20 protein-coding genes, 1 pseudogene and 2 other annotated features are annotated in these 21,202 nt (G+C 38.0%); of the genes and pseudogenes, 19 read left to right on the top strand and 2 right to left on the bottom strand.

Going from position 1 to position 21,202, the window contains the following annotated elements; translation table 11 throughout:
- Positions 1–47 precede the first annotated feature (47 nt).
- The 15 genes from tatC to H280_RS0118005 all read left to right on the top strand — a co-directional run bounded on the left by tatC (position 48) and on the right by H280_RS0118005 (position 14,040).
- Entirely contained in the window at positions 48–812 is a 765-nt protein-coding gene (gene tatC, locus H280_RS0118075) for a twin-arginine translocase subunit TatC (RefSeq protein ID WP_020062536.1), read from the top strand.
- A 317-nt stretch (positions 813–1,129) separates the two neighbouring features.
- Positions 1,130–2,203 (top strand): hydrogenase small subunit, encoded by a 1,074-nt coding sequence (locus H280_RS0118070; RefSeq protein ID WP_020062535.1) that lies wholly within the window; start codon positions 1,130–1,132, stop codon positions 2,201–2,203.
- Positions 2,200–3,924 carry a nickel-dependent hydrogenase large subunit gene (locus H280_RS0118065; protein ID WP_020062534.1) on the top strand — a complete coding sequence of 575 codons (1,725 nt, stop codon included), beginning with the start codon at positions 2,200–2,202 and terminating at the stop codon, positions 3,922–3,924. The genes H280_RS0118070 and H280_RS0118065 overlap by 4 nt, the downstream gene beginning before the upstream one ends.
- A gap of 13 nt (positions 3,925–3,937) precedes the next feature.
- Positions 3,938–4,732 carry a Ni/Fe-hydrogenase, b-type cytochrome subunit gene (gene cybH, locus H280_RS0118060; protein WP_020062533.1) on the top strand — a complete coding sequence of 265 codons (795 nt, stop codon included), beginning with the start codon at positions 3,938–3,940 and terminating at the stop codon, positions 4,730–4,732.
- Entirely contained in the window at positions 4,719–5,204 is a 486-nt protein-coding gene (locus H280_RS0118055; RefSeq protein WP_020062532.1) for a HyaD/HybD family hydrogenase maturation endopeptidase, read from the top strand. The genes cybH and H280_RS0118055 overlap by 14 nt, the downstream gene beginning before the upstream one ends.
- The gene (locus H280_RS0118050) at positions 5,201–5,629 is read left to right on the top strand and encodes a hypothetical protein (RefSeq protein ID WP_020062531.1); all 429 of its coding nucleotides are present in this window, start codon (positions 5,201–5,203) and stop codon (positions 5,627–5,629) included. The genes H280_RS0118055 and H280_RS0118050 overlap by 4 nt, the downstream gene beginning before the upstream one ends.
- 5 nt (positions 5,630–5,634) lie before the next feature.
- Positions 5,635–5,991, top strand: coding sequence for a hydrogenase maturation nickel metallochaperone HypA/HybF (locus tag H280_RS0118045; protein ID WP_020062530.1), 357 nt, complete (start codon positions 5,635–5,637; stop codon positions 5,989–5,991).
- Complete coding sequence (hypB, locus tag H280_RS0118040; RefSeq protein ID WP_020062529.1) at positions 5,991–6,647, top strand: hydrogenase nickel incorporation protein HypB; 657 nt, start codon at positions 5,991–5,993, stop codon at positions 6,645–6,647. The genes H280_RS0118045 and hypB overlap by 1 nt, the downstream gene beginning before the upstream one ends.
- Complete coding sequence (gene hypF / locus H280_RS0118035; RefSeq protein ID WP_020062528.1) at positions 6,635–8,914, top strand: carbamoyltransferase HypF; 2,280 nt, start codon at positions 6,635–6,637, stop codon at positions 8,912–8,914. Before hypB ends, hypF begins: the two co-directional genes overlap by 13 nt.
- The gene (locus tag H280_RS0118030) at positions 8,905–9,141 is read left to right on the top strand and encodes a HypC/HybG/HupF family hydrogenase formation chaperone (RefSeq protein WP_020062527.1); all 237 of its coding nucleotides are present in this window, start codon (positions 8,905–8,907) and stop codon (positions 9,139–9,141) included. Before hypF ends, H280_RS0118030 begins: the two co-directional genes overlap by 10 nt.
- A complete protein-coding gene (gene hypD / locus H280_RS0118025; RefSeq protein WP_020062526.1) occupies positions 9,113–10,225 on the top strand; it encodes a hydrogenase formation protein HypD in 1,113 nt (370 codons plus the stop codon). Before H280_RS0118030 ends, hypD begins: the two co-directional genes overlap by 29 nt.
- Positions 10,225–11,226, top strand: coding sequence for a hydrogenase expression/formation protein HypE (hypE, locus tag H280_RS0118020; RefSeq protein WP_020062525.1), 1,002 nt, complete (start codon positions 10,225–10,227; stop codon positions 11,224–11,226). Before hypD ends, hypE begins: the two co-directional genes overlap by 1 nt.
- Before the next feature lie 304 nt (positions 11,227–11,530).
- Entirely contained in the window at positions 11,531–12,079 is a 549-nt protein-coding gene (locus tag H280_RS0118015; protein WP_020062524.1) for an HAD family hydrolase, read from the top strand.
- Positions 12,080–12,142: 63 nt separating this feature from the next.
- Entirely contained in the window at positions 12,143–13,270 is a 1,128-nt protein-coding gene (locus tag H280_RS0118010; RefSeq protein WP_020062523.1) for an HD domain-containing protein, read from the top strand.
- A gap of 284 nt (positions 13,271–13,554) precedes the next feature.
- Positions 13,555–14,040, top strand: a complete 486-nt coding sequence (locus H280_RS0118005; RefSeq protein ID WP_020062522.1) for a DUF6241 domain-containing protein — start codon at positions 13,555–13,557, stop codon at positions 14,038–14,040.
- A 548-nt stretch (positions 14,041–14,588) separates the two neighbouring features.
- On the opposite strand, the gene thrS is transcribed toward H280_RS0118005, so the two are convergent.
- Positions 14,589–16,511 carry a threonine--tRNA ligase gene (gene thrS / locus H280_RS0118000; RefSeq protein WP_020062521.1) on the bottom strand — a complete coding sequence of 641 codons (1,923 nt, stop codon included), beginning with the start codon at positions 16,509–16,511 and terminating at the stop codon, positions 14,589–14,591.
- Between the two features lie 46 nt (positions 16,512–16,557).
- Positions 16,558–16,788 (bottom strand) — a binding site (T-box leader).
- A 40-nt stretch (positions 16,789–16,828) separates the two neighbouring features.
- Positions 16,829–17,058: a binding site (T-box leader), on the bottom strand.
- Positions 17,059–17,320: 262 nt separating this feature from the next.
- On the opposite strand from thrS, the gene H280_RS0117995 reads away from it, so the two are divergent.
- From H280_RS0117995 to H280_RS0117980, 4 genes are all read left to right on the top strand, one after another.
- Positions 17,321–18,250, top strand: coding sequence for an AAA family ATPase (locus H280_RS0117995; RefSeq protein WP_020062520.1), 930 nt, complete (start codon positions 17,321–17,323; stop codon positions 18,248–18,250).
- Positions 18,247–19,347: a DUF58 domain-containing protein gene (locus tag H280_RS0117990; protein WP_020062519.1), complete on the top strand. Its 1,101-nt coding sequence runs from the start codon at positions 18,247–18,249 to the stop codon at positions 19,345–19,347. The genes H280_RS0117995 and H280_RS0117990 overlap by 4 nt, the downstream gene beginning before the upstream one ends.
- 28 nt (positions 19,348–19,375) lie before the next feature.
- Positions 19,376–19,549 (top strand): hypothetical protein, encoded by a 174-nt coding sequence (locus H280_RS26600; protein WP_020062518.1) that lies wholly within the window; start codon positions 19,376–19,378, stop codon positions 19,547–19,549.
- Between the two features lie 1,130 nt (positions 19,550–20,679).
- Positions 20,680–20,949, top strand: coding sequence for a hypothetical protein (locus H280_RS0117980; protein WP_020062517.1), 270 nt, complete (start codon positions 20,680–20,682; stop codon positions 20,947–20,949).
- A gap of 10 nt (positions 20,950–20,959) precedes the next feature.
- Here H280_RS0117980 and H280_RS26595 read toward each other — a convergent pair.
- Positions 20,960–21,202: pseudogene (locus H280_RS26595) on the bottom strand (IS4 family transposase); the annotation flags it as partial.

Below are 21,202 nucleotides of genomic sequence, written 5' to 3'. Positions count from 1 at the left end.
TTGCTGAAGCAGTAGCCGTAACCATTTTGAATGGGTAGGGGAAGAGGATGATAGATAAAGAATTGCAGATTGTGGACCATTTAGAGGAATTGCGCAAACGGATTATCATTTCAGCTATTGCATTTGTTGTTTTTTTTATCGTTGGGTTTATGTTTGCCACTGATATTTATAAATGGTTTGCAAAGGGTATAGATATGAAACTATCGGTACTCGGACCAAGTGATATATTATGGGTGTATTTTATGCTTGCGACGGTGGTTGCAATTGCAGGCACAATCCCTGTCATTGCAATGCAGATTTGGTTGTTTGTACGTCCGGCGCTGCGTTCAAAGGAGAAAAAGATTACGCTTACGTATGTTCCAGCACTCTTTTTCTTATTTATTTTTGGGCTTGCGTTTGGCTATTTTGTTATTTTCCCTATGATTCTTTCGTTTTTGCTTCATTTGGGTCAGGATATGTTTGTTGCTCAATTTACAGCAGAGAAATATTTTCAATTTATGATGAATGTGACGTTGCCATTTGGGGTTTTATTCGAGCTTCCGGTTGTAGTTATGTTTTTAACTTCACTCGGTATTTTAAATCCCTACGTATTATCAGCCATTCGTAAGTATGCCTATTTTATTTTAGTTGTAATTGCTGTTGTCATTACACCGCCCGATTTTGTGTCCGATTTTATTGTAACGATTCCCTTATTAGTGCTGTATGAGATCAGTATTTCTCTTTCTAAGTTTGTTTTTCGAAAGCAATTGAAGCGTCAGCAGAGAGAAGAGAAAGAATGGAATGTTTACGAGAAAGGGGGTGCTATTAAATAGTTTTTGGTGAACAATTCTTTCATATATTAAGATGAAATTTTTGATTAGTATATAAATACAAGTTGATTTTTAACATATAAGTCGCTGCTATGAAGAACAAAACATGGCCGCTACTTGCTGTCTATCTTTGTTTTAAACTTTGCACGTGGCAGGAAAAGGCACTGACTGCCTCTATGCATGGCCAGTTGCTCTGGTCTCCTCTCCTAAAAAGAGTGGTTTTTATGTCATTTTTTCAATTTGTATTTATATATGTTACATTTACTCTGAATTTCTGAGTATTACCTACTTGTTCCATGGAAAATGGAGGGGGCTAGCAAATGAAAAAGCAGAAAACAATCTATGAAACTGCGATAGATAATGGGGTTACCCGAAGAGATTTTTTGAAAATGTGTACTGTAGTGGCTGCGACGATTGGTCTCGATTTTTCAAAAACGGATAAAGTTGTAAAAGCGATGGAGACGAATACAAGAGTTCCTGTCGTATGGCTGCAATTCCAAGACTGTACAGGCTGTTCAGAGTCATTCATCCGTTCGTCACAACCTAAAGTTGAAAGCGTTTTATTTGATATGATTTCACTTGAATATACAGAAGTTCTTTCGGCTGCATCTGGATTTCAAATTGAAGCAGCAATGGAACAGGTATTGAAAAAATATAAAGGAAAGTATCTTCTAGCTGTTGAAGGAAGTATTCCTCAAGAGGGCTTTTTAAACATTGGGGGGAAATCTGGAAAAGATACTTTTATTGAAATGGCTGAGAACGCGCAAGCTGTTATTGCTTATGGATCTTGTTCAGCATGGGGAGGAATTCCTGCTGCTTATCCGAATCCAACAGGCGCAAAACCAATTACGGACTTTCAAACGAGTACACCTACAATTCTTGTTCCAGGTTGCCCACCGATTGCAGAGGTAATGACTGGCGTAATTGCTCACATTATAACATTCGGAAAATTGCCGGAATTGGATCATCTCGGACGTCCGAAGGCGTTTTATCGCCATCGTATCCATGATAAATGCAACCGCCGTGCCTATTTTGATGCAGGATTGTTTGTGGAATCTTTTGATGATGAAGGTGCAAAACAAGGATATTGCTTATATAAGGTTGGCTGTAAAGGGCCTACAACTTACAATTCATGTGCTGAAATGCGCTGGAATGGAGGGGTTAGCTATCCGATTCAATCGGGAAATCCTTGTATTGGTTGTTCGGAAAAGGGATTTTGGGATAATGGTCCTTTCTACACAAGAAGAGCAAAAATTCCTGGCTCACAAACAACAATTAATCCGGATACGATTGGGTTAGCGGCCGTTGGTGTTACGACAGCAGGTATTGCTGTTCATGCAGCAGGAACTGTGATTAAGAAAAAAATCGATGATAAACGAGGGGAAGACGAATGAGCGAGCGTATAGTAGTAGATCCAATTACGAGAATTGAAGGCCATCTTCGCGTGGAGGTAGATATCGATAATACGGGGATGATTAAGGATGCATTTAGTTCAGGGACAGCGGTTCGGGGACTGGAGTTAATCGTTCGAGACCGTGATCCTCGTGATGTGTGGGCGTATATTCAACGTATTTGCGGTGTTTGTACATCGACTCATGCCCTTGCATCACTTCGATCCGTTGAAGATGCACTAGAAATTAAAATTCCGAGAAATGCTCATTTGATACGGGATATTATGAATATGGTTATCTTCTTTCATGACCATGTCGTTCACTTCTATCATTTGCATGCATTAGACTGGGTCGATGTAGTAAGTGCGTTGAAGGCAAATCCTTCTGAAACATCACGAATTGCACAATCGATTTCAAGTTGGCCGAAATCTTCCCCTGGCTATTTTGCAGATGTGCAAAATAAAATAAAGAAGCTTGTAAATAGCGGGCAGCTTGGCATCTTTGCGAATGGATACTGGGGACACAATGCATATAAACTCCCGCCAGAAGTGAACTTATTAGCAGTTGCTCACTATTTAGAAGCACTTGATTGGCAAAAAGAAGTTGTAAAAGTGCAAACTATTTTTGGAGGTAAAAATCCGCATCCTCACTATGTAGTAGGAGGGATGGCGACTCCACTTGATATTAATAGTGACAATGGTATTCATGCAGAACGATTAATGCATGTATCTCAAATCATTGATCAAGCTCGTGAATTCGTAAGTCAAGTGTATGTGCCTGACGTAATTGCCATCGGTTCTTATTATAAAGATTGGACATATGGCGGCGGGTTAGATAACTACTTATGCTATGGTGATTTTTCTACGCGAAGTATATATGATACGAAATCATACCGATTCCCAAGAGGAATTGTTTTAAATGGAAACATGAATGAAGTACATGATGTAGATCTCAAAGATCCTGAACAGGTGAAGGAGTTTATTGATCATTCTTGGTATACGTATGATGGCAAGGAAGGCGATGGGGTTGGGAAACACCCGTTTGAAGGAGAAACTTCCCTTCATTACACAGGACCGAAAGCACCGTATAAGAATCTGGATACAAACAAGCAGTATAGTTGGCTGAAAACACCGCGCTGGAAAAATCAGCCGATGGAAACAGGTCCACTCGCGCGGATGATGGTTGGTTATGCAGCAGGAAATAATGAGATTAAAAGCTTGATGGACGATACGCTGAAAAAGCTAGACCTTCCAATTACTGCAATGAAATCAGCGCTTGGTCGCACAGTGGCACGTGCCCTTGAAACGATTCTTCTATCGGATTGGATTCGACATGATATGGATGAATTACTTCATAATGTGAAGAATGGAAACCAAGTCACATTTGACCGCACCAAATGGGAGCCAAGCACTTGGCCGAAGAAAACAAAAGGAGTTGGCTGGGTAGAGGCACCACGCGGAGCGCTAGGGCACTGGATTGATATTGAAAATGGAAAAACGAAAAACTATCAAGCTGTTGTTCCATCTACTTGGAATGCATCGCCTCGTGATCACAACAATAATCTGGGAGCTTATGAAGCGGCATTGAAGGGAACGCCGATACTGAATAAGGAGCAGCCGTTAGAAATTTTACGGATTATTCATTCCTTTGATCCTTGTCTTGCTTGTGCAGTGCATTTAACAGATTTAGAGTCTAATAAAACGACTGAAATCCGATTAGGTTAGGAGGAGACACATTATGTCAGACCTCATGCCAACAGCACATAATACGAATACGTCCGTTCCGGAAAAAAACAGCGAAGTGACGCTTCATCCAGAACGTCCAATTCAATATAAGAAAACAAAAGATGTCGTCAAAGTTTATGTATGGGAATTACCAGTTCGAGTGTTTCATTGGATTAACGTAGTAGCAATTATTTTGCTTATGATAACGGGGATTTATATTGGAAAACCATTCGTTAGTTCAAGTGTACAAGAGGAAGCATATTATTCCTATCTCATGGGCTGGGCAAGATATATACACTTTTTTGCAGCATTTCTTTTTACAATCAATCTTCTTTACCGATTGTTTTGGGCGTTTATAGGAAATAAATTTGCTACATCGAACCCATTTCGCTTGGTGTTTTGGAAAGAAGTATTAGAAACGATTAAATTTTACTTATTCTTAAAAAATAAAAAGCCCCATTATATTGGACACAATCCACTGGCGCAGCTTAGTTATTGGATTTTTATCGGTCTTGGTTCTTGGGTGATGATGTTAACAGGATATTATATGTATTTTGAGCCGCAACCAGAATCATTTTGGGCCAAGCTATTTGTTTGGATTCCGACTCTGTTTGGCGGAGATAGCTATACGATTCGTTCTTGGCACCACTTAGTGGCATGGGCGTTTATGTTATTTACAGTTATTCATGTTTATATGGCAGTCCGTGATGATTATATGGAACGAAATGGTACCATTTCGTCGATGTTTACAGGTTACAAGACCGAACCAAAAAAAATAGTTGGTGATAAAAATGATGAATCAAAATAAGGAAGCAAAAATCACGATACTTGGAATTGGCAACACCCTCTTCACAGATGAGGGTGTTGGTATTCATTTGTTGCCGCTTCTTGAAGAAGCGTATAAGGATGATATGCAAGTTGAGATTATAGAGGGATTAACGGATGGGATGAAGCTGCTAGGTCCGGTTGAGGAGGCGGAAAATCTTATTATTATTGATGCGATTAATGCAGGTGTAGAAGGCGGGACCGTTCTTTCATTAGAAGGGGACGAAATTCCTGCTTATTTTGGTATAAAGATGTCTGTTCATCAAATGGGTTTTCAGGAAGTTCTATTTGTAGCGAAATTCAGAGAGCGCTATCCGAAAAAGATTATAATGTTTGGAATGCAGCCCACTTCATTAGAGCTTGGTGTAGAACTAACGGAAACAAACCAGGCAAAATTAAAAGATCTAGCGGAAGCAGTTATGAATCAAGTAAATCGTTGGAGATATGTATCATGAATCGTCTCGATTTTTTAAAAGAGGTGACAGGAAGCATATTTCAAACTATGAAATATGTGTATGAGCCTTTTTTAAAGGATGATTTAGAAAAAGTGGAAGAGGCAGCAGATCGAGCGCTTGGAATTACATGGGTACCTGTGATGCAAGTTGATGAAATGGTTATTGGGCCGGAAGTTCGCTTTGCTTCTGGCAAATCGATTATCGTTTTCTCGCATGAAGAAAAGCTTCATGCTATTAGCGGTATTTGTCCGATTTGCTCAAATCTCATTCAAGTTCGTATGTATGATTATCGGGCGACATGTCCTATTTGTGACAAGGACTACGATTTTAAAACGCTGGGCGGAGAATTATCTGTCCAAAAGTTACAGATAAAAAGGAAGGATCAAATGTATGTTGTTGGTTTTACAGACAACAGTAAAAGGTGATCGCGATGCATGAAATGTCATTGATGGGAGATATTTTGCAGCTTGTTCAAGAGGATGCAGCAAAAAGAAATATCGTACAAATAAAGAAAATTGAATTAGTTGTAGGGGAAATTAGCAATGCGATGCCAGATGCATTGCAGATGGCCTTCGAAATTTTTCGTGACCAAAACCTACATCTATTTAGCCACGCTGCACAATTAATTATTCATACAGAGGAAGCGAAGGCGGAATGTGTTATATGCGGCTTGACATATCATCCTACTCAGAAAATCGCATTGTGCCCAAGCTGTAACATTCCGTCTGGCAAGATATTAGCGGGAGAAATATTTCAAATTTTATCTTATGAGGGGAATGATGATTGATGAATATAACGTTACGAACAGATGTATTAACGAACAATAATAAAGCGGCGGAATTTAACCGCGATCTTTTTGAAAAAACAAATACACTTGTGATTAATTTAATGAGTTCTCCTGGCGCTGGTAAAACGACATTGTTAGAGGAAACGGTAAAGGCATTATCTGGATCTTATCGTATTGCTGTTATTGAAGGAGACTTGGCAACGGAGCGAGATGCTAATCGTATCCGTGCACTGGGAGCAAAGGCTGTCCAAATTAACACGTATGGCGGCTGCCATTTAGATGCCCGAATGGTTGCAGCAAGCCTTGGCGAACTGGATTTAGATGAGATTGATGTATTATTTATTGAGAATGTAGGGAATCTTGTCTGTCCATCTGGATATGATTTGGGGCAGAATCATAAAGTTGCGGTTCTTAGTGTACCTGAAGGAAATGATAAGATTCCAAAATATCCGCAAATGTTTATACGTACGGAGCTAGTTCTTCTGAACAAAATCGATTTACTTCCTTATCTTGATTTTAACGTGGAGGAAGCGAAGAAGGACTTAATGGAGATTAACCCAAATTCAAAGCTTATTCCTCTTTCTGCAAGATCAGGAACCGGACTAGAAGAATGGTATGAATGGATTCAAGAGGCTTATAAAAAATGCACGCAGTAAACGTTAGTATAAGCGGGCGGGTGCAAGGGGTTGGATTTCGACCGTTTGTATACCAGCTTGCCCATACATATCATCTAGCGGGCACGGTACAAAACAATATGGACGGCGTAAAAATTATAGCTGAAGGAACGAAACCGAATGTGCAGCAGTTTTTGTTAAATCTGCAAAGTAAAGCACCTCGTCTTTCACATATTAGTAATATCACTGTAGTAGATATAGAACCAATTGGTGCAACTGACTTTATCATTATTGATAGTAAGCGTTCTGGAACATCGTCTCTTGTCATTCCAATCGATTCTGCAGTATGTGATGATTGTTTACAAGAGATGAATGATAAGACTAATTTCCGTTATGAATATCCGTTTATCAATTGTACGCAGTGTGGACCGCGATATACTATTATTGCAGAATTGCCCTATGATCGTCCATACACAACAATGAAGGATTTTACGATGTGCTCTGATTGCCAAAGAGAATATGAAGATCCAACAAATCGGCGCCATCATGCCCAGCCCATTGCTTGTCCAGCATGTGGTCCGAAAGTTACACTTTTGGATCAGTGTGGGCATAAACTTGAAATGAAACAACCGATTCAACAAGCTGTGCAGTTGATGCAAGCTGGACATATATTGGCGATAAAGGGACTCGGCGGCTATCATCTTTGCTGCGATGCAACAAATGAACAGGCTGTGGAGCTGCTGCGAAAACGAAAAAATCGTCCGGCACGTCCTCTTGCGGTAATGGCGGCTTCTCTTTCTGTAATTGATACTTTTGCTTATGTGAATGAGGCGGAGAAGAAATTGTTGAAAAGTCCAGAAGCGCCTATTGTAATTGTAAAGAAAAAAGAAGGTGAACTTGCAGAAAATATAGCGCCAAACATGAAGACAGTTGGCGTGATGCTTCCCTATACACCGCTTCATCATTTGCTCTTTAAATATAATGAAAATGGTTGCTTTGTCATGACGAGTGCTAATCCTTCTGGAATGCCGATTCTCTATAAAGATAATGAAGCGCTGACTTACTTAGACGGAATCGCTGATTATTTTCTTGTTCATGATCGAGATATCCTTCATCCTGTTGATGATTCGGTTGTTCAAGTAAACGACGATCGCTTAGATTTTTTTCGAAGAGCTAGGGGCTATGTTCCTGATCCTTTTGTGGCAAGCCATGATGTATCTGGAATAGTTGCCTTTGGTGGGCAGCAGAAAACAACTTTTACAATTGGAAGAAATGAGCAAGTTTTTCTCGGACCGCACATTGGTGATTTGGAAAATGTGGAAACAATGAGTCATTACTGGCAGGAGTATAACCATTTAATGAAATGGTTGGATACAGAGAAGGACATCGCAGTTATAGATGCGCATCCAAACTACATAACGAGACAGCTTATTGAAGGATTTCATACAGTGCTAGAAGTGCAACATCATCATGCCCATATGGCCGCATGTATGGAGGAACACCATCTTACAGGAAAAGCTTATGGAGTTATCCTTGATGGAACCGGATACGGACTTGACGGAAACATTTGGGGATTTGAAATTTTTTATGGAGATGCCAGCAGTGCAAAAAGACTTGCTCATTTGCAATATACACCTCTTCCTGGCGGGGAAGTGTGTATTCGTGAGCCATGGCGAAATGCAGTCGCTATGCTGCTATCTTTGCTTGGAGAAGAAGGGGGAATCCTAGCAAACGCTCTATTTCCAGATAAAGAGAAAGAAATTCATATTTTAAAGAAAATGATAGAAAACCATATAAATATTATTCAAGCTGGTACATGCGGTCGCTTGTTTGATGCAGTTAGCGCGCTATGCGGGACGACAGAAATTGCGAGCTATGACGGAGAGGCAGCGATATTGCTCTCAGAATTAGTGGATGAAACATGCGTGTACGAGCCATATTCGTATGAATACATAGAAGACGAGCTTGTTACAATTCAAATGAAGGAAATGATTAAGGGAATTGTGCGTGACGTTTTAGCAGGTGAAGAGGTAGCCAACATTAGCGGCCGCTTTCATGAAACGGTTGTCCAGTCTATTCTCACCGTAATAGAAAGGATAGCCACTGTACAATCTGAACAAAGCAAAACCGTCGTTTTAGGCGGTGGTAGTTTACATAACCGTTATTTACGTAAACGATTACGAGAAGAATTAACGAAACGAGAGTTTACCGTCTATGTTCCAGAACAAGTGCCGTGCAATGATGGAGGCTTATCATATGGTCAATTAGCCGTTGCGGCGGCGAAAAGGAGGGGTCAGTCATGTGTGTAGGAGTACCGGCGAAGGTTGTGGAAAAAATGGAATATACCGCGGTAGTTGATGTGATGGGATCACAAACGACCGTTGGGATTATTTTTATTCCAGAAGTAGAAGAAGGAGATTTTGTTATTGTTCATGCAGGCCAAGCGATGAGTATCGTTGACGAACAATATGCAAAAGATAGTGTGTTGGAATGGAGGAAGTTGATCGATGCTCGAAATTCTGAACCAGTCAAATGACCCAGATATATGTATGCCGCTTGTGGAAGCAGTTCTTGAAAAAGCAAAAGAATTTCAAAAGAAGTTTGGACGAAAACCAGCTTTCATGGAAGTATGTGGTTCTCATACGATGGCCCTTGCTAGAACGGGAGTAAAGCAATGCCTAAAGGCTGATGTGAATTTAATATCTGGCCCAGGGTGTCCGGTCTGCGTAACGGATCAAAAGTCTATTGATGCAATGATTGCGCTTAGTGATGGAGATAATCGTATCATTTGTACATTTGGTGATATGATGCGCGTTCCTGGGTCGAACAAAACTCTGCTAGATAAAAAAATTGCTGGCAGTGATATTCGGGTAGTCTATTCTCCAATTGATACGCTTACAATCGCAGAAGAAAATCCAGATAAAGAAGTCATTTTTTTAGGTGTTGGGTTTGAAACAACCATTCCGATTCTTACACTAATGGTTGGGGAAGCAAAGAAGAAGGGGATTATAAACTTTTCTATTTGGATGACAACGAAATTGGTGGAGCCCGTTCTGCGCTATTTACTAGAAGCAGGAGATGTACAACTCGATGGTTTTATCCTCCCAGGGCATGTTTCTATTGTGTTAGGGGAATCATCTTATAACTATTTAGTTGAAGAGTATAATATGTCAGGTAGCATCGCAGGATTTGAAACAGCTGAATTGCTTTCTACCATTTATAAACTCATTGATTTAGCACTACAAGAAAAGACTGCGATTGAAAATAATTATTCATCGGTTGTAAGCCAAAGTGGAAATAAAGTTGCTAAGCAATGGATGGAAACCTATTTAACGACTTGTGATGAAGCATGGCGTGGCATCGGTATTATTCCAAAAAGCGGGTTAGATTTAAAGAAAGAATATGATTTGTATAATGCAAAAAAGCGGTTTAAAGTGGAAGTAGGAGAACCGCGGAAAACAAAATGTCGTTGCGGGGAAGTCATAAGAGGTGTGATTTCACCGAGTGAATGCCATTTGTTTGGAAAAGCATGTCAGCCATTAAATCCAATCGGTCCATGCATGGTATCGGCAGAAGGTAGCTGCGCTGCCTATTATCAATATATGAGGGAGAGTTTGTAATGGAAACGTTCATCAATTTGGCGCATGGAGATGGAGGAGAATTAACGCATCGTCTCATTCGTGATGTATTTGTAGCTGCATTTGGTGGGAAAGACGTAGCGTTATTTGATGCGGCATCTTTGCATATTCCAACCGGAAACATTGCTGTCACAACTGATTCCTTCGTCATTAAACCGATTTTTTTTCCAGGTGGTTCGATCGGTAAATTAGCCGTTGCTGGTACGATCAATGATTTAGCTGTGAGTGGTGCGAAGCCGCTTTATCTTACGTGCGGCTTTGTCATTGAAGAAGGATTTCCAATTTCTGATTTGAAGAAAATCGTAATCGATATGGCGAATGAAGCGAAAAAAACGGGTGTTACGATAGTTGCGGGTGACACGAAGGTAGTTGAAAAGGGAAGTGCCGACGGTGTGTATATTAACACCACTGGAATTGGCGTGTATGAACACAATAAAGGCTGCAGCCTTGCCTTTGAAGAAGGAGATGCGATTATCATTTCAGGAACGATTGGTGATCACGGCATTGCAGTCTTAACAGCAAGAGGAGATTTGGGAATAACAGCTCCTACCTTAAGTGATTGTGCTTCACTAAATGGAATGATTGACAGCGTACTTCAGCAATGCGGGACTGTTCGCATTATGCGGGATCCAACGAGAGGTGGTCTTGCTACAACACTTGTAGAAATTGCCGAAGATTTTCAAATTACAATGACAATTAATGAACGGTTGCTGCCGATTAAACAAGAGGTACATGGTGCCTGTGACATTTTAGGCTTCGATCCTCTTTATCTTGCCAATGAAGGGAAAGCGATTTTTATCGTTGCAGACAGCCAGAAAGAAAAAGTAATCGATATTTTAAAATCCTGCCCCGAAGGAAAAGATGCTGCCATCATTGGCAGCATCACCAGTAAAGGAAAAGGACAGTTACTTTTGGAAACTCCCATTGGCTCTAAACGAATGCTGACTCGATTATCGGGCACCATGTTCCCGCGTATTTGTTAAGCGAACACCTCCTTTATTTGGAGGTGTTTTTTTATGCTTTTGAGATTAGTATGTGTAGTATAATAGAAGGGGGTTATAAGAGATTTTTCCTGAATTGGAATATTATCACTGTAGGGAATAACCTAATATAAGGGGGGAGAAGATCGAATAAGTATAGTTTACTCTTATTCGATTTGGACGATACACTTCTTGATTCCACTTGGTTTAATGCCGGACTAATTAAAACTCTTGAAATGCATCCTATTACCAAAAACTTTGATGCATCTATATTCCTTGAAAAAAGTTGCATATCCCAGAGTCTTTATTGGAGCGTTTTAAAAACCGAGAACTAACCCCAGTTGAATTTAGAAGAGCTAGGTGGAAGCACGCTTTTGCTCATTTTAATGAGTTACCTGATGTAGAAGTTATTGATGAGATTGATGCACTGTTTCTTAAAACTAGTATGTCTTGCATTGGTATAAATAATTCAATTACAAGCTTATTAAATGAGTTAAAAACACATTATAACCTTGGAATAGTCAGCAATGGATTATATGACCCTCAATTAAAAATTATCCAAATGGGATTGTCAAAAGTATTTAGTAGCGACACAATATTCCACGCAGAACAATTAGGTTATAGAAAGCCAGATTCAAAAATCTATTCGATGGTATTGGAACGCTTTGGCAAAAAACCAGAGGAGACTCTTTTTATTGGTGATTCATGGATCCATGACGTAGTTGGACCAATAGAAGCTGGGATGGACGCCATTTGGGTTAATACAAATGGCCTTTCCAAAGCCACCGCACATATTCCGAGTGCCATCGTATCAGATGTGACGGAAATACGAGATATATTACTAGGAAATAACTAAAATAATAATTATAGTAATTTTCATAGGCTTGCAAGAAAACAATTAGAACGGATGGAGAAGAGTATGCAATTAAAAGACCCTATTCATGGAATTATAGAAATTGATGACCAAGATATTTTAGAATTGATCCAAACGAATGCATTTCAACGCTTAACTCATATTAAACAGCAGGGGCATACATATTTATTACATCCGAATGCCCTACATACAAGAATAGAACATTCTCTTGGTGTTTATGAACTTATAAAACGGCTAATCATACATCTTTTAGGTAAAAGGGATGTTCAATTCACTCCATATGAAATAAAAGTAGCAAAAATAGCAGCATTACTTCATGATATAGGTCATGGTCCATTTTCACATTGTTTTCAAACTATTTCAGGGCAAGATCATGGTGACTGGACGATTAGAATAGTAGAAGATACACAAGAAATAATAACGATTCTAAATCGAACTCCTAACCTATTGCAAGATGTACTTTTAGTCTTGCGAGGAGAAGGAGCTTTTCCTATTATAGAAGAACTATTATTTGGCTCATTGAGTATGGATCAAATGGATTTTTGGAATCGAGATTTGTTTTATTCGAACATTGATATGGATCCCATTAATATGAATAATTTTATTGCTACAATGAGCTACACAGAAAACAAATTAGTTATAAGTATAGATGGAATTCCTTATGTCGAAAAATTAATGGATATAAAAAGGGCATTATATGAAAAAGGATTTGGGCATCCTTTCGTAGTGGGGAAGGATCTTTTACTCAAAGAAATATTTAAAGAAGTAAAAAATGAGAATGTACAGCTTCAGTCTTCGAATCTCTCAAAATGTATAAGTAGCGATGAGCAGGATATTAAAGTACTAGAATACCTTAGCCTTAACGATGAAACCATTCAGAATGAAATAGAATATTTAAAAACATATGATAATGAATTCATACAACAATTAGCACACCTTTACTTGTCAGTTAATGAGAGTTTGCCATGGGCTGAGATTGATATAGAACACCAACAAATGGATGGACATACTGTTGTAGCGGTAATGAAAGAAAAGAAAAATTATAGTTCCTACTCAGGAGGGGTATTTATAGAACAAGGTAGCGAATTAGTGGATATAGCAACATTATCCTCTCATGTTCACAGCAGTTTTTTACGTCCAGCAAAGCAATATATATATTTCTTAAAATCGTAACTACTCAGCCATACATTGCATTTAGCAGTTTAGTAAAGGGTATAATTCCAGCCATGAAGGTAAAAATGGACCGCTACCAGGCTGCCTTTCTCTGTTTTAAAACTTTGTACGTGGCAGGAGAAGGCACTGACCGCTACTATGCTTCGCCAGTCTCTCTATACCATCTAAAAAAATGCTTTTCTTTCTTTTTTTACAGGGTAACTGAGTAGTTACGTAAATATTAAGCTACTCTATAAAAGCTAAATTGCAAACAGATTCATTTCATAACAAAGTGGGGTTGATGAATGAGAAAAATAATGAAAGTATCGTTGATTTTAGTTTTTTGTATAGCAATCGGTGTTTTAATAGGCTTTAAAGCTGCGGCTTATCTCAGTAATGACAAAGAAGAGAAAATGATCAATTCCGTCAAAGGTGAAGAAGTCAGTGGATATCTTGAATCTGATAAACATATAATCGATGCAATGCTTAAAATGTCTAATCAAAAGGTATTATCCGATAAAAAAGAGGGATTCATCAAAATGAGTCCCGAGAATATTAAGAAAGTAAAAAAGATGATCACTGAAAGCACTCCGATTTATTTAAAACATTTCGGAGAGTACCGTGTGATCATAGATCGATGGGAACACGGTGATTTTTCTCAGATAGTTAAAGAGCATAATATGTTGAGTAAATGGAAAGACGGCAACGATGGTAAAGCATACCAAGAAACTACACCGGAGCAAGAAAGAGAATATCTTTTAAAACAGGTAAAAGCTGAATTGAATAAATAATTTAAGTAGAGTAGAAAACTGAAACAGTTTTCTTGTATAAGCAACCCCACGACGAATGACGTGCTCAGAACCGCAACACGGACAAGGCTGCGTGCGCGTGACCGGTTCTACGTTCAGGAGAAAGGCATCCGTTTCTTCGTGAATCAGGCAAATATTTAGTTCTGGCAAATTTAATAAAATATTGGTAGAATAAGAGTGCATCTGTATACCTCGTTACGTTGATGGGTGGTACTTTCATCATAACAGGTAACAGATGTTTTTTTATGCTTTTTTTACGTCAAGAACAGACTTTGGTGTAGACCCATAAAAATAATAATTAATCTTCTTGAACTAACAGCTAAAACTTTAGTGGAATAAAGAGCATTAAAATGATTACAATTTTTTTATAAAAAACAGTTCTTAAAAATAAAAGTAAGCTATCGTTGTGATCAATCTTTATTCAAAACGATAGCTCTTTATATGCAGTGAAATTAGTAATTTGAAGTGATTTTTAATCAAACTTTATTCTAAACCTACAGTTTTATGGCTTTCTTGCGTTTTCTTTTCTGTTATAAGCTTCTATTCTGAATTTCCTGCTGAATATTTGCGAAGAATTCGTCAAATCGTACAGCTTTAGATTGTTGTTCTCCGTATTCTCGCACGTTTACTTCGTTACGCTCGGCTTCTTGGTCACCAACAACAAGGACATATGGGATTTTTTGAACTTGCGCTTCTCGCATTTTATAGCCGAGTTTTTCATTGCGAAGATCAAGTTCTACTCGTATACCAGCATCTTTTAACTTTTCTTCTATTTCTTTTGCGTATTGTTCATGCGCTTCAACAGATACAGGAATAATTTTCGCTTGTACAGGAGCTAACCATGTTGGGAATGCTCCGGAAAAATGTTCGATTAAGATGCCAAAGAATCGATCGATTGAACCGAATACAGCACGGTGAATGACAACAGGACGTTGTTTTTCATTTTTTTCATTAATATAGCTTAAATTAAATTTCTCCGGCATTTGGAAATCGAGCTGTACAGTTGCGCATTGATGGCTTCTATTTAAAGCGTCTTTAATATGGAAGTCAATTTTCGGTCCGTAAAATGCTCCGTCACCTTCGTTGATTTTATAGCGGAAATTTAGTTGTTCTAGAACACTTTGCAGAGCACCTTCCGCCTTGTTCCATAACTCGTCATCTCCCATTGAATTTTCTGGTCTTGTAGAGAGTTCAACTTCATATTCAAAGCCGAATGTACGATATACATAATCGATTAAATTAATTACTTCTTTTATTTCATTTTCAATTTGTTCAGGTGCTACAAAAATATGAGCATCATCTTGACAGAATGTACGAACTCTAAGAAGTCCATTTAATGCACCGCTAAATTCGTGGCGATGTACTTGCCCAAATTCAGCCATTCGAACTGGTAAATCACGATAAGAATGCAACTTATTTCTAAACATCAGCATGTGGCCAGGGCAGTTCATTGGCTTCAAGGCAAATTTTCCATGATCAACTTCTGTGAAATACATATTCTCTTTATAATGGTCCCAATGACCGGAGTTCTCCCATAGTCTTTGATTCATCATAAGCGGAGTACGGACTTCTTGATAATTACGCTTTTGTTGAATCCCTCTTAAAAAAGCTTCCATTTCATTTCGGATAATTTGTCCCTTTGGTAAATAAAATGGCATTCCTGGGGCTTCCTCAGAGAACATAAATAATTCTAGTTCATTGCCTAATTTACGATGATTGCGTTTTGCAGCTTCTTCTAAAAAGATTACATACTCATCTAGCTCTTTTTTAGTAGGGAAGGCAACCCCATAAATTCTTTGAAGGACTTGGTTATTACTGTCACCACGCCAATATGCTCCTGAAACATTTGTTAATTTAAAAGCTTTCATAAAGCCAGTAGATGGTAAATGTGGTCCGCGGCATAAGTCTACAAATTCACCTTGTTTGTAAAGAGTTATGTTTTGATCAGCAGGGATATCTTGTAATAGCTCTAGTTTTAAATGATCACCGAGCTCTTCAAATATTTGTTTTGCTTCATCGCGGCTTACTTCGATTCGTTGAATTTCTAAATTTTCATCAATAATGTTTTGCATCTCTTGTTCAATTTGAACTAATTCTTCAACTGCAATACTATTTGGAAGATCCATATCATAGTAAAAGCCATTTTCAATAACAGGACCAACGCCTAAATTGATGTGACCATGTATTCTTTTAACGGCTTGTGCTAATATATGGGCTGCTGTATGCCTCAATACATCTAGGCCTTCTTTTGATTCTAAAGTTAGAATCTCAATTTCTGCATCTTCCTGTATTCCTCTACGTAAATCAACTAGTTGCTGATTCACTTTTCCGGCAATAGCTTTCTTTTTTAAACCAGGACTAATTGATTCTGCAATTGCCTCTAATGTAGTTCCTTTTATATACTCCTGTTCACGACCATTTGGAAAACGAATTTGCATCATTTTGTTACTCATCATTATCACTCCATTTCATAATATAAAAAAACGCACTCATCCCTAAAATAGGGACGAGTGCGTTAATACCCGTGGTTCCACCCAGATTCCCATCGCACTTAAAAAAGTGTCGATGGCTCCGTGCGCTGTAACGTAGCGTCTACGGTATTGGATACTATGTTTCCCCAATACAGCTCCGAGGTGGTAAGTATATTCTCCTGCGTTTAGGAAGATCTCAGCAACTCTTCCTTCTCTGTAAAACCGTAAGAATATCTCGTGTCCTTTTCATAGCTAATTGTTATATGAATTAAGAAAATAAAAAACGCACTCATCCCTAAAACAGGGACGAGTGCGTTAATACCCGTGGTTCCACCCAGATTCCCATCGTACTTAAAAAAGTGTCGATGGCTCCGTGCGCTGTAACGTAGCGTCTACGGCATTGGATACTTTATTTCCCCAATACAGCTCCAAGGTGGTAAGTATATTCTCCTGCGTTAGGAAGATCTCAGCAACTCTTCCTTCTCTGTAAAACCGTAAGAATATCTCGTGTCCTTTTCGTTGCTTTTTTATAGCATTAGTATGTTGATTCATAATATACAGTATTTAAATTATTTTTGCAAATCTTTTTTTGGGATAAATTGTGAATTTTTTAGAACTTTCGTTTTTGATTAGAGTTTACAACATGTATCTTTTTTACAATTAGTATATGTAAAAGGGAAACTTATTTTACAAAAAATCTCACAAAAATAAACGGTAAATATATAAATTCTGATATACTACAAATAAATATCAGAAAAAACGGAAAATAAGAAAGGGAGGATGAGAAGGGTATGTCGATTTTAGAGAGAATTCGAGAAAATGTCTCGCAAGTAATTGTAGGAAAAGAGGAGGTTATTGATTTAGCAATGATTGCATTGGTAGCAAACGGACATGTTTTATTAGAAGACGTTCCGGGAACGGGGAAGACATCATTAGCGAAAAGTCTTGCGAAAAGTATAGATGGAAAATTTCAGCGTGTACAGTTTACATCAGATACATTGCCAGGAGATGTAGTCGGTTTAGAGTATTTTGATATGAAAGAATCTGATTTTAAAACGAGGATGGGCCCGATTTTTGCGAATATCGTACTAGTTGATGAAATTAATCGTGCCGTACCGCGTACACAGTCAGCTTTATTAGAAGTAATGGAGGAACGTACAGTTACCATTGCGGGAGAAACGCATGTGTTGCCGCAGCCATTTATTGTACTTGCGACGCAAAATCCATTAGAGTCTGCCGGTACTTTTCCACTTCCGGATGCACAGTTAGACCGTTTTTTATTAACGATCAGGCAAGGGTATCCAAGTCGAGTGCATGAAAAGGAGATGTTACGTCGTTTTCGTAAACAAGACCCGATGGGCAGTTTACAAAGTGTTGTGTCTCTTGCGGATATTCTATTTTTACAAGAACAAGCAAAGCAGGTTGAAATTCATGAAGAAGTGGAAGATTATTTATTAGATATTGTGGAGAAGACACGTCAGCATGAACTTGTTGAAATTGGGGTAAGTCCTCGTGGTTCATTAGCTTTCATGAAAGCAGCGCAGGCCCGGGCGTTATTAAAGGGAAGAGAGTTTTGTACACCGGATGATTTTTATACGCTAGCAGAGCCGGTATGTGCGCACCGATTAACTCTCAGCATAGAAGGAGATATGAAAACAACGAAAGCACATGTAATGAAAGAAATTTTGGGGCAAGTAGCTGTTCCAGTGGAGAATGTATGAAAGAGAAATTAACAATTAAACGTCCGTTTGTGGAAACGTATGTTGCATGGAGTGTCGCTTTTATTACAATACTCATGTGGCTATTTGTACAAAATTTCTTTCTGTTTGTAATTGCTTTTTTCTATTTGCTGATGGTTAGTTTTGCTCATTGGTATGTTCGAAAAGCTACGCAAATATATTGTGAAATAACACAGCAACACGACCGTCTTTTTATCGACGAGACTGGGCATTGTCGTGTACATATTGTAAATCCAACGAAACTGCCGATTTTTGAAGTTGCTTTTCGGTTTCGCTCAGATGAACATATGAAATGGCAATGGCCGGAAGGAAAATTAGAGCAATCAGTTCATTCGTATCGTATTTCTTTGCAGCTGAAAAAGCAGGAAACGGTAGAGATCGATTTACATGTATCTGCGCAGCAAAGAGGACTGCAAAGCTGGCAAGAAGCTGAAATCATTTTGTCTGATCCATTTCATCTCATTACAATTCACATCCCGATTCGGAAGCAACAAATGCCGTGTTTTCGTATTTATCCTCGCATTGCCAAAATAAATATTCCAGAAACAAATAGTTGGAAGCACGGATTTCGAACGGCCGCTGTATCACCTCTTTATGATGAAACGAAAATCATTGGCGTAAAGGCATATGAACAGGAATCTTTTCGAGCAATTCATTGGGGAGCAACTGCAAAAACAGGTGTATTAAGTGCAAAAAAGTATGAATATACGCAAGGTGATCGATATGCGGTCTATTTAAATGTATTAGGTTCAACGGGATATACACTGCGTACTGATATAGAGTATTTAATCGAAGTAACAGCGGGCGTTTGCCGGGAACTAATAGCACAAGATTGTTCATTTGAACTATGGGTGAATAGTATGTGCGAAAACGGAGTTGTCCATATAACGTCTGGGAAATATCGAAAACAATTGCATAAAACATTACAATTATTGTCGACCTTAACAGATCGAGATGTCCCGCTATCTTCTTCCTTTTTTTATCAAACAGGTTTCCGCCAGCAAGAAGTTGGAGCTATTCCAATCATTATTGGGAATCCCCCTGGAAAACATGGGGGATGGTTGCAAGTGGTGAAATAAAGTAGCGGGGGATAATCGGTAGTTATTATTGCTATTGATCTGGGAGGTTACTATTCAGCAAGTTTTACCAGACAATAAAATTAGAGCCGCTGTTGCGCAGTGGGAGCGAGCGTTACCACAACATGAACCACATCGACCATTTGAGACCATTCAACAATGGCTGTTTCGTCTACGGAAAAGCAAAGATATTGTCTCGATTTAGGAAGATGTAGAGAAAGTGAAAAAGTGGACAGAAGAAAATTGAAAATGAAAGACATCCTAAACTACTCTGTAAAATAAAGAAATAACAATAGCTATCCTCTCTTACAAAAACAAGAGAATTTATATAATGTTACATATTATAGGGGCCCCGCCCACATTTTAACGAAAACATACGCTAAGCAATTTTAGATAGGGTTTCTTTGCCCAACCCCCGAAAAAGGGGAATAAGACAGAAAATACCAATTCAAAAACAATAAGCGTAACAAAAAGGTATCGAATTAATATTGTGACGAATTATTTTTGATACAGTATTTTGTTACAGCTAATTCAACGGTTAAGATATTTCATATTTTCAAACACAAAACGTAACAAAAACGAACGTTTATGTGACAAGTCCGTTTAGCCCAGCTAATCCTTCGATTGGACTAAGACCACTCGCTATTAGGGGTCACGTCACCAAAAGTAAAAAATTGTACGTTTAGACACAATTTAGACACATTTTAGCCGGTTCCCTGTACATTAAGGAGCTAGTTTTCATTTAGATATAAATGAGTTGGGTTGTGAGTTTTTAAATATATGTCTAGTTTTGGTACGGAAATAATTTGAAGAATAAGTGATTCCTTGGAAGTTTTAGTACAAATAAACACCCTATATTCATAAATCCGAAACATTTATATGTATTTTATCATTCTAAAATTGGTTCAAGTATGTTTGAGCCTTATAGAAAAAACAAGCACTTTCTAATTTTGTAAGAATGTGCTTGCTTTTTGTGTTTAAAATAAAAATGTATATATCTTTCCCGTCACTCTTACTCTGCATTTTAATTTTGAATATGCTCTTCTTTTAACACACAAAATTATCCAATTTACCATTTCATTTTTTTGACTTTTCAGTTAAAATAGTTACATATTTTACTAATTTAGGATATTTTTTTTCGCAAGAATCGTATTGTTTTTTCTTTAGCATTAAATTCTGTAGCGAGTATCAACTTACCATCCTCTACATCTACAAGCAGTCATTCTTCAACATTCTACATATAAACCAGATTATTAAAAGCATGAACATAGTATTTCTTACAAAATAGCACATAATTTTCATAAAAATATATCATGGAGAATTGGAGAATTTCTAGTGGCAAACAATACATATCTAAAAACAGCTAAATACCTTTGGAAAAAAGGCAAGCTATGGTTAATATTCACCCTTATATGTACAATCATTTTAAGCTTTATACCTGTAATAGGTATATATATAACTAAGGAATTGATTAATGTAGTTTCGGAATTAGTGACAGATACCAATGGAGATTATAGATATGCACTTATACTATTATCAATTCAATTATTATTAGGAACAATTAGTTCTATAGTAGAAAATACAAAAAATTATCACACGTGTTGATTAACCAAAATTATACAGTATCCATTTGACTTATTTGCCGATGGAATGCCAGTATTTCTTTCAAACAAATTCTCCACTCAAACGGCAGAGTATCACAAAGAAACAGGCGTGTGAAACCTGCGAATGACAACGGTTTGATATGTTTTTTCTTACTACCTTTTACGTGAAGAAATTTTAGTAAAACGTAGGCAATCATAGCTGTGAACAACTGATTGAACACCGCATTTGATGTTGTGCCAAATAGCACGGGAAC

This window comes from Bacillus sp. 123MFChir2 (assembly GCF_000383235.1).
Classification (GTDB): Bacteria; Bacillota; Bacilli; order Bacillales; family Bacillaceae_G; genus Bacillus_A.
The sequence above is the reverse complement of the archived record's forward strand: the minus strand, read 5'-3'. Positions and strand labels throughout refer to the sequence as shown.

What these genes read in the sequence shown, in the direction of transcription:
- hypB (WP_020062529.1), top strand. Translation starts at nt 5,991, where the DNA reads ATGAATATAACGTTACGAACAGATGTATTAACGAACAATAATAAAGCG.
- H280_RS0118030 (WP_020062527.1), top strand. Translation starts at nt 8,905, where the DNA reads ATGTGTGTAGGAGTACCGGCGAAGGTTGTGGAAAAAATGGAATATACC.
- H280_RS0118055 (WP_020062532.1), top strand. Translation starts at nt 4,719, where the DNA reads ATGAATCAAAATAAGGAAGCAAAAATCACGATACTTGGAATTGGCAAC.
- H280_RS0118070 (WP_020062535.1), top strand. Translation starts at nt 1,130, where the DNA reads ATGAAAAAGCAGAAAACAATCTATGAAACTGCGATAGATAATGGGGTT.
- hypE (WP_020062525.1), top strand. Translation starts at nt 10,225, where the DNA reads ATGGAAACGTTCATCAATTTGGCGCATGGAGATGGAGGAGAATTAACG.
- H280_RS0118010 (WP_020062523.1), top strand. Translation starts at nt 12,143, where the DNA reads ATGCAATTAAAAGACCCTATTCATGGAATTATAGAAATTGATGACCAA.
- thrS (WP_020062521.1), bottom strand. Translation starts at nt 16,511, where the DNA reads ATGAGTAACAAAATGATGCAAATTCGTTTTCCAAATGGTCGTGAACAG.
- H280_RS0118045 (WP_020062530.1), top strand. Translation starts at nt 5,635, where the DNA reads ATGCATGAAATGTCATTGATGGGAGATATTTTGCAGCTTGTTCAAGAG.
- tatC (WP_020062536.1), top strand. Translation starts at nt 48, where the DNA reads ATGATAGATAAAGAATTGCAGATTGTGGACCATTTAGAGGAATTGCGC.
- H280_RS0118005 (WP_020062522.1), top strand. Translation starts at nt 13,555, where the DNA reads ATGAGAAAAATAATGAAAGTATCGTTGATTTTAGTTTTTTGTATAGCA.
- H280_RS0118050 (WP_020062531.1), top strand. Translation starts at nt 5,201, where the DNA reads ATGAATCGTCTCGATTTTTTAAAAGAGGTGACAGGAAGCATATTTCAA.
- cybH (WP_020062533.1), top strand. Translation starts at nt 3,938, where the DNA reads ATGTCAGACCTCATGCCAACAGCACATAATACGAATACGTCCGTTCCG.
- H280_RS0117995 (WP_020062520.1), top strand. Translation starts at nt 17,321, where the DNA reads ATGTCGATTTTAGAGAGAATTCGAGAAAATGTCTCGCAAGTAATTGTA.
- hypF (WP_020062528.1), top strand. Translation starts at nt 6,635, where the DNA reads ATGCACGCAGTAAACGTTAGTATAAGCGGGCGGGTGCAAGGGGTTGGA.
- H280_RS0118065 (WP_020062534.1), top strand. Translation starts at nt 2,200, where the DNA reads ATGAGCGAGCGTATAGTAGTAGATCCAATTACGAGAATTGAAGGCCAT.
- hypD (WP_020062526.1), top strand. Translation starts at nt 9,113, where the DNA reads ATGCTCGAAATTCTGAACCAGTCAAATGACCCAGATATATGTATGCCG.
- H280_RS0117990 (WP_020062519.1), top strand. Translation starts at nt 18,247, where the DNA reads ATGAAAGAGAAATTAACAATTAAACGTCCGTTTGTGGAAACGTATGTT.